We start from the raw sequence: 14,741 nt of genomic DNA, 5'->3' as shown, positions 1-14,741 counted from the left end.
CATCTCCGTGTCGTATTTTGTATTCGATATAAATTAAAAAATTCCTTTATAATTCGACAATATTTTTCTAAACTTGTTAGAAAGTGTTGCCGATTACATTGTATAAACGATTTTGAACCTTTCCTATAGGTCCTTTATCTGCATAAATCGCATATACATACTTGCTATATAAAATTGTATACATTTGCTCATCTGTTACAAATGTATCTCTTAGAAACAATACATACACACCTTTTTATAAGAAGAGTAGCAAGCCACATATACTGTTTGATCTTGAGATTTGTAACTTTTTCATGTTGATCCATATAACGATCAACTCCATTTTGTTCAGTATCTACAAAGATCCAATTGCCTTGCTATTTCCTTAAAGGATGAGCATATGATGCGACAAACAAAATTCCGACATGAAATTCCGCTCCAACTTGCACAATTTCAGCCTTCACGGGATATACATCTACACCAACTAATATGTTGTTGATGCTTTGCATATTTCTGTATTCTACATCCCTTCTGTGAATCCTTCCATAATGTGCGTTTTCTTGTATAGATTTTGTCGATTTAACGTAATTACATGTCTTTTTCGTAAATCCTATCCCTAGTTTATTCTGAAAAATTAAAGTCTAAACGTAAAATATAGGTTTTTATCACAATTTTTTATTATAATATATTTTCTTCAACTACGCTACATATCCCTTTATTTTTTCATCTTACATTTCAGGATGACAAACTCACACCTTGAATATACTAAAAGACAAAGGAGTATAAGTATAACCATTACACTACAATCTATTACAAAATCCATAGGTACCATATTTCACACGAGCGAAAAAAGCACATTCACCTTTGGTAAATGTGCTAAAACATTTTTTGGTTTTGCACTGCATTCACAATAATATTTGCTGTTTCTTCAATTGCTTTATTCGATACATCGATTACTTGACAATTTATTTTACTAATTACTTCCTCAAAGTGATCAATTTCTTCTTGAATACGATTAATATTTGCATATGTTGCTCCATCACTTAATCCAAGTGATTTTAATCGTTCTTTTCGAATATGATTTAACTTATCTGGCGTAATTTTCAAACCGAAACATTTTTCTTTTGCCACTTGATATAGTTCTTCAGGTGGGTCAACTTCTGGCACGAGTGGTACATTCGCAACTTTCAAGCGTTTATTATGAGCTAAATATTGGGAAAGTGGTGTTTTTGATGTACGCGAAACACCAATCAACACGATATCCGCTTTTAAAATACCTCGTGCATCTCTGCCGTCATCATACTTCACAGCAAACTCAATCGCTTCAATCTTTTTAAAGTATTCTTCATCTAACCTACGGACAACGCCTGGTTCATATCTCGGCACTTGCCCCGTAATTTCTTCAATTTGATCAATAAGAGGGCCGATAATATCGTATGCCTCTACCCCTTCTTTTGCAGCCTCTGTTACTAAATATTTGCGCATATCAGGCTTAACTAACGTAAAACATATAAGTGCTTGATTACTCTTAGCAATCGAAATCACTTCTTTTAATGTCCCTGTATCTTCTACATACGGTACACGTCTAATATCAGGAGCAAACGGGAATTGCCCCATTGCTGCTCGAACAACCAAATCAGCCGTTTCTCCTACAGAGTCAGATACGACATATACGATTTTATTATCCATTACATTACCTCACTTTAAACAAATTACACTTATTCGTTATTTACTAAATTTACAAACGCACGTGTAATATTTGTTTTTGTAATTCGCCCAATCACTTCTAAACCTTGTTTCGTATCTTTTACAACTGGCATTGCATCAATCTGTCTTTCTATTAATTCCATCGCAATATCATATAAAGAATCCTCTCTACGACACATCGCAATGTTTGGCATCCTTGTCATGATAATATTAACCGGAAGAGAGGTTAAATCCTGCTTTCCTAAGCTCGCTCTTAATAAATCTTTACGAGACACAACACCAACTAATAGAGTCATCTGATCTACAACGAACAATGTACCAACGTCCTCTAAAAACATCGTACAAATTGCATCGTATACGGAAACATTTTTATCAATTACAACCGGTCTAGATTGATAATCTTGTACTTTAATTTTCTTAACAGCTTCAGATAATAGCTGCCCCCCAGTTTTACCCGTATAAAAATAACCTACGCGTGGACGTGCTTCTAAATAACCAGCCATCGTTAAAATTGCTAAGTCTGGTCTTAGCGTCGCACGTGTTAGACCCAATTGCGCTGCAATTGATTCCCCTGTAATAGGACCGTGATCTTTTACAATCTGAATGATATGTTCTTGCCGTTTATTCAGCTCTATGATAATCACCACCTTTAATGCACAACGAAAAAAGTTATACTATCTCTTAAATATTATATACTAAATATGCTATTCGAAAAAGAAAGTATGTAAAAAGGACCGTATACGGCCCAAAATTATATTTGAAACTTATCAAGTTGTTCTAAAAAACGTCTTGATTTCAAATAAATTCCGCAATATTCATCATAATATGTATTCAATACTAAACGCATTTGTTTTTTTGTGCTATCCTTTACCGATACATTTCCGAGCCTATGTAAATCGAAATGGAAGAAAAGACGTAATAATTTATGAACAGCTTCTCCTACCGGTATACGATACGGGTCTTGCTCCGCATGACGTGAGCACAGAAAACCGCCTTCCCTAACGGAGAAGGCGACAAAGTCTGTTTCTTGATGACAAATCGCACATGTATCAAAGTACGGGCGCATCCCTAATACCGGAAGCATTTTCGTTTGATAAATTAATGATAATACTTCTGGATCAACACCCTCACACATATAATGCAACGTTTGATATAACATTTCAAATAAATACGGATTATGTTTTTTATCTTCTGTTGCTTTATCAGTTAATTCAACAATAAATGATGCATAAGCAGTTAAAAATATATCCTCGCGAATTTCTTTCATAGTTGAAATAATCTCGCCTTGTTGCAATGTTCCAAGCCCAGATCCCATTTGAATAAGAAACTGGCCATGTGTCATTAATTGCGACACAGATGCTAATCGGCTTTTCGGTTTTTTTGCCCCTCTTGCCATTGCACTTACCTTACCAAGTTCTCTTGAGAATATTGTAACAATCTTGTTCGTTTCTCCGTAATCTGTCGTACGGATAACGATGCCCTCAACTTTTTGAAACATGTTCGTCACCATCCAAGGTTTGAACAAAACGGGTCAAGAAATTGGAGAGTCTAGATGCGCTAGCTCCTCTTCATGTTGATCCATCTCATCGTTTACGTCTTTTTCCATTTCTTTCAAAAGCAAGTACGTTTCAATGCTTCCTGTTTTGGAGAAAAACTTCCAGGTAAAATCTAGCATAAGAATCCACCTTTCTCAATAAGCGTAGCCTATAAACCAATTTCCTTTGTTGTTATTAAATTGACCCATTTTGTCCATTTTCATGTGAGAAAAATTTTTCCTAATTTATCAAAGTTCATAAAAACCAATAATCAGTGGATGAACCAACCATCCACTGATTACAGCTTGACTCTATTTTAGTACTCATCCTCGCGGAAACCTAGGTCACGAAGCTGAGACATTTTATTACGCCAATCTTTTTGCACTTTTACCCATACTTCTAAAAATACTTTAGAACCAAGTAGCGCTTCAATATCAAAACGAGCTCGCTTACCAACTTCTTTTAACATTTTCCCTTGTTTTCCGATGATGATTCCTTTTTGTGATGCACGTTCAACAACAATCGTTGCATTTATATAAACTGCCCCGCCCTCACGCTTTTGAATCGCATCGATAACAACAGCCACAGAATGCGGCACTTCTTCACGTGTTAAATGTAGTACTTTCTCACGAATAAGCTCTGCAATAATAAATCTCTCCGGATGATCCGTTACTTGATTATCTGGATAGTATTGTGGTCCTTCTGGTAAATACTTTTTAATTGTTCCAATTAAAGCGTCCACATTATTACCGTCTAACGCAGAAATTGGTACAATCTCTGCAAACTCATGTAGTTTACGATATTGATCAATTAACTCTAGTAATTGCTCTGGATGAAGTTGGTCAATTTTATTAATTACTAAAAATACTGGTTGTTTCGTTTCTTTTAACTTCTCGATGATGAATTCTTCACCACGACCAAAGCCTTCGACAGCATTAACCATAAACAGAACGATATCAACTTCTTTTAATGTCGTTTGCGCCATCTTCACCATGAAGTCGCCTAGTTTATGTTTAGGTTTATGTATTCCTGGTGTATCAATGAAAATAACTTGTGCATCATTTTCTGTATATACACCTTGAATTTTATTACGAGTCGTTTGTGGCTTATCACTCATAATAGCAATTTTCTGGCCGATAATACGATTTAAAAATGTAGATTTCCCAACATTCGGTCTGCCAATAATAGAGACAAAACCTGATTTATAACCTTTTCTATTCATGTAAATCCTCCGCTAAAAATGCTCCTGGTAACAATTCTCCGACTGTCGTCTCTTGAACGTCACCATGTAAATTTGTTAAGTATACTTTCGTATCCTGTTTACATAATTCTACCATAACTTGTCGACATGCTCCACAAGGAGGTACTGGGCGCTTTGTATCTGCTACAACCGCAATGGCTACAAATTCTTTATCTCCTTCAGAAACCGCCTTAAATAAAGCTGTTCTTTCAGCACAATTACATAAGCCATATGATGCATTCTCAACATTACATCCACGATATACTTTTCCATCGCGCGTTAATAGTGCTGCACCTACTTGAAATTTAGAATATGGTACGTACGCTTGTTTACGCGCTTCGATTGCTTCTAGAATTAATTGTTTACTATTCATATTCCCGCATCCTTCCTGTTCACAGCTATGAAGAGGTACACTCTCTCATTAAAGCCCCTTACGGCACTTCCAAAGCTTAATAAAAGCTTCGGAATGCAACTATACCATATACGGTAAAAAGATAATAGCACCAATTATAACAGCTATAATTGCAAACAATAAAACCGCTCCTGCCGCAACATCCTTTGCAATTTTTGCAAATGGATGAATATCGGCAGTCGCTAAATCTACTGTTTTTTCCACAGCCGTATTTACCATTTCTAAACTCATTACACTCCCTATTACAATAAGTAATATCATCCACTCTGTTCTCGTAATATGGAAATAAAAGCCGCAGCATATAACAATGACTGCGGCTAAATAATGGATTTTCATATTTCGCTCATGACGAAAACAAAAGAATATACCAGCTATAGCATATCCAAAACTATCTATAAGTTTTCCTTTTTTCATCGTCCTAATCCAAAAGCTTCTAAAATTTCTTTTTGTCTTCCGAACATTTCTTTTTCATCTTCTTCTGTCATGTGATCATAACCAAGTAAATGTAAAAAGCCATGTAATGCCAAAAATCCAAGTTCACGATCGAAAGAATGTCCGTACTCTTCAGCTTGCTCTTTCGCCCTTGGAATAGAGATAATAAGATCACCTAACATGCGTGGCATCTCTGCACCAACAATCTCCATTTCTCCTTCTCCCATTTCTTCCATCGCAAAGGATATTACATCTGTAGGTTGATCTTTATCTCGGTAATCACGATTAATTTCTCTAATGCGCTCATTATCTACAAATGTCACCGATACCTCCGCACCATCCTCGATATTTTCCATTTGAGCTGCTTTTTCTAACACTTCACGAATTAAACTCATATACGCTTCTTTTACTTCTTCTGTTTCATCAATAAAATCAATTAACAAACTCATTCTTTCTCCTTTTCTTCCGGAAGTTCCGGATATGTAATACGCGAATGGAAAATACCATTTAACGTTTCACACAACGTTTTTCCAACGATTTGTAGTTCCTTAAACGTCAAATCACATTCACTAAATTGACCGTCTTGTAGTCGATCTTTAATAATACTTTGCACCAAATTATTAATTTGTTCTGGCGTTGGGTGATTCATAGAACGTACCGCAGCTTCTACACTATCAGCAATACCAACAATTGCCGATTCTTTCGAAGTTGCTTTTGAACCTGGATAACGGAACATCTCTTCTGTATATTTTTCTTTATCTTCTTTAATAGCTTTATAATAAAAATATTTCAGTAACGTTGTACCGTGATGTTGCCCAGCGATATCAATAATTTCTTGTGGAATATGATATTCTTCGAGCATTCTTACTCCATCCGTTACGTGAGCAATTATAATATCTTTACTCGTTACAGGATCTAATTTATCATGCGGGTTTTCAATTCCCATTTGGTTTTCAATAAAAAATTGCGGTTGTACTGTTTTTCCTACATCATGATAATATGCCCCTACACGCGCTAATACACCATTTGCCCCGACTGCTTCACAAGCAGCCTCAGAAAGATTCGCTACCATTACACTATGATGATATGTCCCTGGCGCTTCTAACAAAATTCTGCGTAAAAGCGGATGATTTGGACTTGATAGTTCCATAAGCTTCATGCTTGATACGATTCCAAGTCCACTTTCTAAATATGGTAAAATCCCCATAGCCAAAACGGATGATATAATCCCTGAAAGTGAAGCCATTAATAATTGCGTACCAATTTCAAGAGGCGAAAAATTCCCATTACGTAATAATAAGAGCGCCGCCAATACGACTACATTTAATACAGAAACGAGTATACCAGCTTGTAAAATCATTGTACGACGATTTTTTTCTCGCAAGAAAATACTAACCGATAATGAACTTAACAATACGTAAATCCCTACACTATAATTTAATGTACTCGTTACTCCTTCATTAAACATAATACTTCCGCATACAGAAAAAATCATACTCGTTAAAAAGACAAATCGATCACCAATCATTAGTTTTACAAGTATTGTTCCCATCGCAACTGGGACAACATATGCAATCCCCGCGTATTCAAGTTTTTGAAACAAACTAATGATTTTCATTAAGACGATTGTGATAGACAAAATTGTAATATACGCTAAAACATACGGTCTATCTTCTCTTTTTCTCTTTAAAAATAATTCAAATTGTTTATGCATAAAGTATAGTAACACACCAATGAGTACCGCTAATCCAACATAAGGTTGAAAGCCGTTCCCTTTTTCTAACAAACCAACTAATTTCAACTGATTATACACATCACTTGAAATTGTTTCACCTTCTCTAACAAGAACTTGTCCTTGAAGAATATAAACAGGTGGAACTAAATCTTCCTCTGCTTTTCTTTTCTCTTTCGTTAAGATCGGGTCATAAAAATAGTTTGCTGAAATTGCATATCTTCCTAGCGCCTTAATTGACTCTTTTAAACCATTATCAACATTAACACTATTCATCTCACTTACATATCGTTCTTTCGCATCTTTCAATTCGTCCATTTTAATATGCTCAGTCATGATACTATTAATCGCTGTGACCGCAGCATCTTTCGCTAATACTAATTGGCTCGAATCTGCATTAATCAAACTTAGTAAGTTTGAATCAGATAATTCTTTCGTTAAGTCAGCGGGTAGTTTCTTTTTTAACTTCTCCACTTTCTCAGCATCAGTCATCTTTTTTTGATCATCCGGTCCAACAGCTTTAATCTCTTGCACCACTTCATCCACTTTAGCAAAAACGTCATTCACAATATCAACTTTGTTTTGTTTATACTCACTTTTATATGTATATTGATCTTCAACTTTTGTAGCGGCTTCTTTTTTCTTTTTATCCGTTGTAACTTTATCTTCAATTTTTATAGGAGAATGGATTGTCTTTTTCGCAATAGAATACATATTAACATCTAATTGCTCTGGTTTTACATTATTCATAAGCGCAAAAAACAGCACTGCTCCTAATACAACGTAAGAAATCCAACTTAGTTTTTTCGAATGTTGTAAATTACGAAACCACTTAGAAATTTCTTGAGATCTTGACATGATTTCAATACCTTCTCCTCTCCAGAAATAAAGTGAAACTATTTATAGCTTTCATTTCTTCTACCAAACGATACTTTGAGGCAACATTTTATACACTAGTACCTATAGTTTATTTTCCTTATCTTTCATGATAGTAAAAAATATGACGTTCGCCAACCTTATCATACAAAAAGAAATGATCCTGACAAATAGGATCATTCCATTTTATCATATGCCTCAATAATACGTTGCACCAATGGATGTCTCACAACGTCCGTTTGTTCTAATGTAATAAATGACAGACCTGATACATCAGATAAAATATTAGCAGCTATAGATAGTCCTGATTTTACCCCTTTTGGCAAGTCTACTTGTGAAGGATCCCCTGTAATAACCATTTTAGAACTAAAACCTAATCTTGTTAAAAACATTTTTATTTGAGCACCCGTTGTATTTTGAGCCTCATCTAAAATAACAAATGAATCATCAAGCGTACGCCCCCTCATATAAGCAAGCGGCGCGATTTCAATTACTCCTCGCTCCATCATACGCTGCGTATATTCTTGTCCAAGAATATCATGTAAGGCATCATATAATGGGCGTAAGTATGGATCTACCTTCTCTTTCAAATCCCCTGGTAAAAAACCTAAATTTTCTCCAGCTTCTACAGCAGGTCTTGTTAAAATAATTTTCTTTACATACCCTTGTTTTAAAGCCCTCACAGCCATTACTACAGCTAAGTATGTTTTTCCAGTTCCTGCAGGCCCTATCCCAAAGACAATATCATTCTTCTTCATCGCATGAATATATCGTCTTTGCCCCATTGTTTTTACACGAATGGATTTACCTTTTGCAGTCTTGAAAATTTCTTCTTCATATAACTCTTCAAATTGAGCAATTTTCCCTTGTTGTGCAAGCTGAATTGCATACGCAACATCTCTCTCTGAAATTGATATACTTTTACGAATTACAACAAGTAATTGCTGTAAGATTTTTTCTACGAGTGTCACCGTTTCAACTGCCCCAGATACATGAACAGTTTCTCCTCTAGTTACGATCGATACATTCAGTTCTCGTTCAATTACTTTTAAATGTGCATCATTGACTCCAAAAAGAGCGATTGCTTCGTTAGTATTTTCCAATTTTTGGTTCATTTCTACTAATTGTTCTGCCATTACTCAGTCTCCTTGAATATCGGATTCGGATATTGGTTGTGGCTCTGCAATATTTTCAACCACAGTATAATGCAATGTGACCTTTAGTTGACCCGCCTCAACCTCTTTACTCAAAATCTTATCACTTACAATCATAGCATGTTCATCCAATTTTTTCTTTAGTTCTTTTTCGGCCATCTCTTTCGCTACTTTCAGCGCTTGCTTTTCTGTATATTCTCGATTCGCTTCTTCCTCTTCTCTCACAACATCTTTTTCATATGCAATCGGCAGTGTAAAACCAAATAATTTCACATCATGTTTTACACTTTCAGTACGAGAGCGTTTATACTTATCATGCTGAAATCCCCATATTTTTATTTTCGTATCCCCAAATTTAAGAAAATGTTCATTGTATACATTACCAGTATACACTTGGAATTGCGTCTTTAACGGGACATCCACCTTAGATGTATACCACGTTTCTCCATACACAATACCTTTCGCTGAAACAATCGTCGGACTTTCCTCATTACCATATATTCCTGATACGAGAATCTGCCCTTTTTCTACATGATCATTTTTCAGTACAACCGGCTTTCCAACTTCTACGAACGTCTTTGTAATAATCGCTTCTTTTTTTGCTACTAAATTTTGCGGCCTTTGTTCCTTTTCTTTCTTCGGTTCGTTTTTTTCAACAATTTTAAAATGATACGTCGTTCCTCTTACTTCTAGTCCCGCCCAAGTAATGGCATTAATATTATCTGTCAAATGGCGTTGTACATCTTCTACATTCGGCATTTGAAATTGTAGTTTCCCTTTTTTAATACCCATTTTATCCAATTCTTTCATCAATATATATTCCGTTTCAGGTTTTGCTCCTGTAATTTCAATTTTCCAAACCATATTTGACATTGCAATCACACCAAAAAAGAAAATTAAAAAACCAATTAAAAATCCACTATTTTTAATTAAACGCTTATTCCAAAAAGGAAAACCATAACGTCCAATAAAATATAATTTACATTCATTTTTTCTATAAATTGGTTTTATTTTTTTCACATCGCGTAACAACATACAAAAAACTAACGTTTCATCAGCTATCTTTTTAACATCCCAAACTAATAAATTCCTCCGTACACATTCATTAACAAACCGTTCCGCTCCTCTACCTTCAATTCGCACTTTTACATATCCAAGCCACTTTATAAACCATTTATTTTTCATTTACCACCTTCACTACCTTTCTAAAAGTAGATATACTACTTTTTATTTGAAACATTAAAATAGCTCGTACTAAAATGAAACCGAGTAAAACTGTAATCAGTCTCTATCAACGGAACTTTTACAGGATAAAGAAGAAAAACTTCACAAATGGAAGTTTCACTTCAATCACCTTTTTTTTCATTTTCTAAAAATGTTACTTGCTCAATTATCCCTTCGAGCAAAAGCTCTTCTGGAAGAATCGTTTTAATAACAAAGGATTGTCCTTTAATTAATAATTGACCGTGTTTTAAAAGTAATCGCACTTCTTTATCTGAAAACACTAATAACCCCCGATGATTTTCTATATAAATATGTATTTGCCCAACAAGAGTAATCCGAGGTAGATCCATTAATACATCCACTGGTAGGTCTACTTGTTTTGTCAACCAATTTTTCATTTGTTCTAATTTCTTCATCTCGAAAGACCCCCTCTCATCCCATATATATGTATTTCTTCACAAGTGCCTATCGTGTTATAACGACTTCACTAACATAACTATATTCTGTAAGAGTTCATATCATGTTAATTAAAACAGTCGCTATATGAAATCATATTTGTCAGGACAATGATGGATCAGAGGATGTTACCTTTAATAATAGAAGTATTAATACAAGAATATGCGCCCCTACAGGATATCAGTACAAGTTACATTAAGAAATTGAGCCTAGCGAGAAGTTAGAAACTTGAAAAAAACTGTTACAATTCGTTCTGGATGTGACATACTGACCATAGAATAAGTAGTTGTCATTTATTGGACAAATGAGATAAAGTGAAACTTTAATCCCCCCTCACCAATCGGGCTGCCCGTTAATGAGGGATAAAATCAAAAAAAAAGAAAATTTCTCCACTCTGAATGTTACGTTGTAAGTAAGAATATTTTATAGATGGTTGTTATATGAATTTCAAAAAATATTAGGGTTCATTAAAAAATGAATTAATAAATGAGGAAATACGAAAGTAAATTGGCTTTAGTCAAGAAATTTCGAATGTTATAAAACAAATTATCGACAGTAATATCCGGCCATTTTATGCAACTGATGCAAAATCTAAAATAGTTAGAATCTCTTTCGTTACCTTTGAGGATTATGCTGAAGAGCAAGCTATAAAACTTCAATCTGATTTTCAGAAGGTTCGGTACTTAGCTTTTATTTGCGAAAGAAGTTTTAGTCAAGGAAGTAAGAATAGGTGTAGAATCGGAATTATACAAGGAAATAATAAATTGAAACTTTAACTAGAGGGGTTTCTATCACTTATAGAAACCCTTTTTAAGCAATATAGCGTTTCTCCTTAATAAGAACAATAAAAAAACGTCTCATACGAAATGAGACGTTTTTTTACGCTAATAGCTGGATAACCAGCTTATTCACAAGTGATCCGTCTGTTTTACCTTTTACTTTCGGCATAACAGCAGTCATCACCTTACCCATATCTGCTTTAGAAGTCGCACCAACTTCAGAAATAACTTGCTTGATTACATCAACTAGTTCTTCTTCAGTTAATTGCTCTGGCAAATATGCGCTTAAAATCTGAATTTCACTTTGCAGTTTATTAACAAGGTCTTCACGACCAGCTTTTTTAAATTCAAGGAGGGAGTCCTTATACTGTTTTACTTCACGAGCTAAAACTGTTATTTCCTCTTCTTCAGTAAGAGTATGTTGCAGTTTAATACCTTCATTTTGTAAAGCAGCCTTAACCATACGAATAACGGTTAATTTTTCTTTTTGTTTATTCTTCATCGCTTGTTTCATATCATCGTTTAAACGACCGAGAAGACTCATAACTTACACCCTCTCTTAGAATTTACGCTTTCTTGCCGCTTCAGATTTCTTCTTACGTTTTACACTTGGTTTTTCATAAAACTCGCGCTTTCTTGCTTCAGCAAGTGTACCAGTTTTAGAAACCGATCTTTTAAAACGGCGAAGTGCATCCTCCAAAGACTCGTTTTTACGAACGACTGTTTTTGACATTCTCTTTCCCTCCCTCCGAAACATCACACTTACATACTAACTTCAGCATGCAAAAAGAAACACTTCTTCAGCATGTCTTTTACGATTATAATACATTTTATCACTTCAGGTCAACTATTTGGCAGAATAAAAGAAGAATAGAAGCATTTCCTTTTCAAAAGTTATGCAAATAGCTAGTATCCTTTACTGATGAAGACAACTATATTTTTATCATTTCATCTTTTTTCATACAGGGATGCATGAAACGCCTCCCCACCTTATAGTACTTAACCGCTTCAAATAAAGAAAGCATGCAAACCGTTTCCGGTTGCACGCTCTTTTTATGCGCTAGCTGATTCTTTTTTTACATCATCTTCAAGAACACGAACAAATTGCGCTTCGTTATATGGATAACCAGCTTTCGTAATTTTCACTTTCACTAGCTTACCAATTAATTCTTCTGATCCTTCAAATACAATTTTCAAGTAGTTATCTGTATACCCTACATATAACCCTTCACGGTCGCCGTCTTTAAATTGCTCTTCTGGAATGATTTCAAGCACTTCACCTTCAAACGCTGATGCATATTCTTTCGCTAATTGATTAGATAGCTCAATTAAACGATGAACACGATCATTCTTCACATCTTCAGGAACTTGATCTTCCATGCGTGCTGCAGGTGTTCCTGTACGTTTTGAGTAAGGGAACACATGTAACTCAGAGAAGCGGTTCTCTTTAATGAAATTGTATGTTTCCATGAATTCTTCTTCTGTTTCACCTGGGAAACCAACGATTACGTCAGATGTAATCGCAAGGCCTGGTAACGCTTCTTTCAAACGATCTAAACGCTCTTGGAAGAACTCCATCGTATATTTACGACGCATACGTTTTAATACAGTATTAGAACCAGATTGCAACGGAATATGCAAGTGGCGTACAACTACTTCAGATTTATCTAACACTTCAATTACTTCATCTGAAATTTGACTCGCTTCAATAGAAGAAATACGAAGACGTTTTAATCCCCCTACTTCCGCTTCCATATCACGAAGTAATCCAGCTAAGTTATAATCTTTTATGTCTTCGCCGTATCCACCTGTATGAATACCCGTTAATACGATTTCTTTATAGCCTGCATCCACTAATTGTTGTGCTTGTTTAATAACTTCTTTTCCATCACGAGAACGCATTAAACCACGCGCCCAAGGAATGATACAGAATGTACAGAAGTTATTGCAACCCTCTTGTATTTTTAAAGACGCACGTGTACGATCCGTGAAATAAGGTACATCAAGTTCTTCATACACACGTGTTTTCATAATATTACGGACAGCATTAATTGGTTGACGCTCTTTACGGAATTCTTCGATGTAACCTAACATCTTTTCACGATCCTGTGTACCAACTACAATATCTACACCCGGAATCGCCATAATTTCAGCTGGAGATGTTTGTGCATAACATCCCGTTACGCAAATAACTGCATCTGGATTTTGACGCACAGCACGTCTGATTACTTGACGGCTTTTTTTGTCCCCAGTATTCGTTACTGTACATGTGTTAATAACATATACATCAGCTTTCTTTTCATATTCTGTTCTTTCATAACCACCTTGTTTAAACAATTGCCAAATGGCTTCTGTTTCATAGTGGTTTACTTTACAACCTAACGTATGGAACGCAACAGTTGACATTGATCATCACCCCATCAATTCAAAATGATACGAAGCAGCACTTAACGCGTATAACGGCGCCGTTTCTGTTCTTAAAATTCTTGGTCCTAAACTACATGGTACAAATTTATGTTCACGAAGCGCTGTAATCTCTTCCTCAGCTAAACCGCCTTCTGGGCCAAATACAATCAATAGCTTTTGACCTGGTTTCATTGTCGTTAAAGCTTTCGCAAAATTAGATTTCTCACCTTGTTTTGCTTCCTCTTCGTAAGCAACAAGACAAACATCATACTCACCACTCATTGAAAGCAATTGCTTAAATGATGCCGGAGCATGTACTTCTGGAATTTCACTTCTATGTGATTGTTCCGCAGCTTCTTTCACAATTTTTCTTAAACGCTCAACTTTTTTATCAGCTTTTTTCGCATCCCATTTTACGATAGAGCGAGATGCTTGAAATGGTAAGAATGCAGCTGCCCCAAGCTCAGTTCCTTTTTGAAAAATTAACTCTAGCTTGTCTCCTTTTGGCAGTCCACTTGCAATCGTCACGAAAACAGGAAGTTCACTTGACGCCTCTACCCATTCTACAATAGCCGTATTAATAAATTCACTGGTAATTTCATCAATTGAACATACTGCTGTTTTTCCGTTTACACAGCAATAAATATGATCACCAGCTGACATACGCATCACTCTTGCGATATGATGTACGTCATCACCTACAATGCGAATACTTGTCTCATTTACATATTTCTCTTCTACAAAATAACGTTGCATATAATCACCTTAGTAGAGTTTCGTTCCTTTCGTAAGTCAACACTTACGAAAAG

The 14,741-nt window shown here is 35.3% G+C and carries 17 protein-coding genes; all 17 read right to left on the bottom strand.

Translation table 11 applies throughout. The features are described 5' to 3' along the window. Positions 1–76: 76 nt before the first annotated feature. The 17 genes from QCI79_RS20585 to QCI79_RS20505 all read right to left on the bottom strand — a co-directional run bounded on the left by QCI79_RS20585 (position 77) and on the right by QCI79_RS20505 (position 14,688). Positions 77–220, bottom strand: a complete 144-nt coding sequence (locus QCI79_RS20585; RefSeq protein ID WP_000479733.1) for a hypothetical protein — start codon at positions 218–220, stop codon at positions 77–79. A gap of 635 nt (positions 221–855) precedes the next feature. Further along, complete coding sequence (locus QCI79_RS20580) at positions 856–1,668, bottom strand: pyruvate, water dikinase regulatory protein (RefSeq protein WP_000368936.1); 813 nt, start codon at positions 1,666–1,668, stop codon at positions 856–858. A gap of 29 nt (positions 1,669–1,697) precedes the next feature. Then, positions 1,698–2,330: a transcriptional regulator CcpN gene (ccpN, locus tag QCI79_RS20575; protein WP_000583756.1), complete on the bottom strand. Its 633-nt coding sequence runs from the start codon at positions 2,328–2,330 to the stop codon at positions 1,698–1,700. 107 nt (positions 2,331–2,437) lie between these two features. Continuing rightward, positions 2,438–3,184 (bottom strand): DNA repair protein RecO, encoded by a 747-nt coding sequence (gene recO / locus QCI79_RS20570; RefSeq protein WP_000487013.1) that lies wholly within the window; start codon positions 3,182–3,184, stop codon positions 2,438–2,440. A 33-nt stretch (positions 3,185–3,217) separates the two neighbouring features. Further along, entirely contained in the window at positions 3,218–3,361 is a 144-nt protein-coding gene (locus QCI79_RS20565) for a YqzL family protein (RefSeq protein ID WP_000883924.1), read from the bottom strand. A 176-nt stretch (positions 3,362–3,537) separates the two neighbouring features. Further along, positions 3,538–4,443: a GTPase Era gene (gene era / locus QCI79_RS20560; protein ID WP_001080229.1), complete on the bottom strand. Its 906-nt coding sequence runs from the start codon at positions 4,441–4,443 to the stop codon at positions 3,538–3,540. Then, positions 4,436–4,834, bottom strand: coding sequence for a cytidine deaminase (locus QCI79_RS20555; protein ID WP_001086282.1), 399 nt, complete (start codon positions 4,832–4,834; stop codon positions 4,436–4,438). The genes era and QCI79_RS20555 overlap by 8 nt, the downstream gene beginning before the upstream one ends. A gap of 99 nt (positions 4,835–4,933) precedes the next feature. Next, positions 4,934–5,287 carry a diacylglycerol kinase family protein gene (locus tag QCI79_RS20550; protein ID WP_000715469.1) on the bottom strand — a complete coding sequence of 118 codons (354 nt, stop codon included), beginning with the start codon at positions 5,285–5,287 and terminating at the stop codon, positions 4,934–4,936. Further along, positions 5,284–5,754, bottom strand: a complete 471-nt coding sequence (ybeY, locus tag QCI79_RS20545) for an rRNA maturation RNase YbeY (protein WP_000054679.1) — start codon at positions 5,752–5,754, stop codon at positions 5,284–5,286. Before ybeY ends, QCI79_RS20550 begins: the two co-directional genes overlap by 4 nt. Beyond that, on the bottom strand, positions 5,751–7,895 hold the full coding sequence (locus QCI79_RS20540) for an HD family phosphohydrolase (protein ID WP_000091514.1): 2,145 nt from the start codon (positions 7,893–7,895) through the stop codon (positions 5,751–5,753). Before QCI79_RS20540 ends, ybeY begins: the two co-directional genes overlap by 4 nt. Positions 7,896–8,089: 194 nt before the next feature. Continuing rightward, positions 8,090–9,049 (bottom strand): PhoH family protein, encoded by a 960-nt coding sequence (locus QCI79_RS20535; protein ID WP_000840499.1) that lies wholly within the window; start codon positions 9,047–9,049, stop codon positions 8,090–8,092. A gap of 3 nt (positions 9,050–9,052) precedes the next feature. Further along, positions 9,053–10,252 (bottom strand): sporulation protein YqfD, encoded by a 1,200-nt coding sequence (gene yqfD, locus QCI79_RS20530; protein WP_000792499.1) that lies wholly within the window; start codon positions 10,250–10,252, stop codon positions 9,053–9,055. A 161-nt stretch (positions 10,253–10,413) separates the two neighbouring features. Continuing rightward, on the bottom strand, positions 10,414–10,707 hold the full coding sequence (gene yqfC / locus QCI79_RS20525) for a sporulation protein YqfC (RefSeq protein ID WP_000732269.1): 294 nt from the start codon (positions 10,705–10,707) through the stop codon (positions 10,414–10,416). Positions 10,708–11,626: 919 nt separating this feature from the next. Next, positions 11,627–12,070 (bottom strand): GatB/YqeY domain-containing protein, encoded by a 444-nt coding sequence (locus tag QCI79_RS20520; RefSeq protein ID WP_000054562.1) that lies wholly within the window; start codon positions 12,068–12,070, stop codon positions 11,627–11,629. A 15-nt stretch (positions 12,071–12,085) separates the two neighbouring features. After that, entirely contained in the window at positions 12,086–12,259 is a 174-nt protein-coding gene (rpsU, locus tag QCI79_RS20515; RefSeq protein ID WP_000048061.1) for a 30S ribosomal protein S21, read from the bottom strand. A 320-nt stretch (positions 12,260–12,579) separates the two neighbouring features. Further along, positions 12,580–13,932: a tRNA (N(6)-L-threonylcarbamoyladenosine(37)-C(2))-methylthiotransferase MtaB gene (mtaB, locus tag QCI79_RS20510; protein ID WP_000108679.1), complete on the bottom strand. Its 1,353-nt coding sequence runs from the start codon at positions 13,930–13,932 to the stop codon at positions 12,580–12,582. 6 nt (positions 13,933–13,938) lie between these two features. Further along, the gene (locus tag QCI79_RS20505; protein ID WP_001190159.1) at positions 13,939–14,688 is read right to left on the bottom strand and encodes a 16S rRNA (uracil(1498)-N(3))-methyltransferase; all 750 of its coding nucleotides are present in this window, start codon (positions 14,686–14,688) and stop codon (positions 13,939–13,941) included. Positions 14,689–14,741: the final 53 nt, after the last annotated feature.

It is taken from the genome of Bacillus cereus group sp. MG1 (assembly GCF_040460035.1).
In the GTDB taxonomy this organism is placed as follows: Bacteria; Bacillota; Bacilli; order Bacillales; family Bacillaceae_G; genus Bacillus_A; species Bacillus_A cereus.
This window is presented reverse-complemented; position numbering and strand designations above follow the sequence as displayed.

Bases quoted from the DNA above. Each gene is read 5' to 3' on its own strand.
- yqfC (WP_000732269.1), bottom strand. From the start codon at position 10,707: ATGAAGAAATTAGAACAAATGAAAAATTGGTTGACAAAACAAGTAGAC.
- QCI79_RS20520 (WP_000054562.1), bottom strand. From the start codon at position 12,070: ATGAGTCTTCTCGGTCGTTTAAACGATGATATGAAACAAGCGATGAAG.
- QCI79_RS20555 (WP_001086282.1), bottom strand. From the start codon at position 4,834: ATGAATAGTAAACAATTAATTCTAGAAGCAATCGAAGCGCGTAAACAA.
- QCI79_RS20505 (WP_001190159.1), bottom strand. From the start codon at position 14,688: ATGCAACGTTATTTTGTAGAAGAGAAATATGTAAATGAGACAAGTATT.
- QCI79_RS20580 (WP_000368936.1), bottom strand. From the start codon at position 1,668: ATGGATAATAAAATCGTATATGTCGTATCTGACTCTGTAGGAGAAACG.
- rpsU (WP_000048061.1), bottom strand. From the start codon at position 12,259: ATGTCAAAAACAGTCGTTCGTAAAAACGAGTCTTTGGAGGATGCACTT.
- QCI79_RS20535 (WP_000840499.1), bottom strand. From the start codon at position 9,049: ATGGCAGAACAATTAGTAGAAATGAACCAAAAATTGGAAAATACTAAC.
- era (WP_001080229.1), bottom strand. From the start codon at position 4,443: ATGAATAGAAAAGGTTATAAATCAGGTTTTGTCTCTATTATTGGCAGA.
- QCI79_RS20565 (WP_000883924.1), bottom strand. From the start codon at position 3,361: ATGCTAGATTTTACCTGGAAGTTTTTCTCCAAAACAGGAAGCATTGAA.
- yqfD (WP_000792499.1), bottom strand. From the start codon at position 10,252: ATGAAAAATAAATGGTTTATAAAGTGGCTTGGATATGTAAAAGTGCGA.
- ybeY (WP_000054679.1), bottom strand. From the start codon at position 5,754: ATGAGTTTGTTAATTGATTTTATTGATGAAACAGAAGAAGTAAAAGAA.
- QCI79_RS20550 (WP_000715469.1), bottom strand. From the start codon at position 5,287: ATGAAAAAAGGAAAACTTATAGATAGTTTTGGATATGCTATAGCTGGT.
- QCI79_RS20540 (WP_000091514.1), bottom strand. From the start codon at position 7,895: ATGTCAAGATCTCAAGAAATTTCTAAGTGGTTTCGTAATTTACAACAT.
- recO (WP_000487013.1), bottom strand. From the start codon at position 3,184: ATGTTTCAAAAAGTTGAGGGCATCGTTATCCGTACGACAGATTACGGA.
- mtaB (WP_000108679.1), bottom strand. From the start codon at position 13,932: ATGTCAACTGTTGCGTTCCATACGTTAGGTTGTAAAGTAAACCACTAT.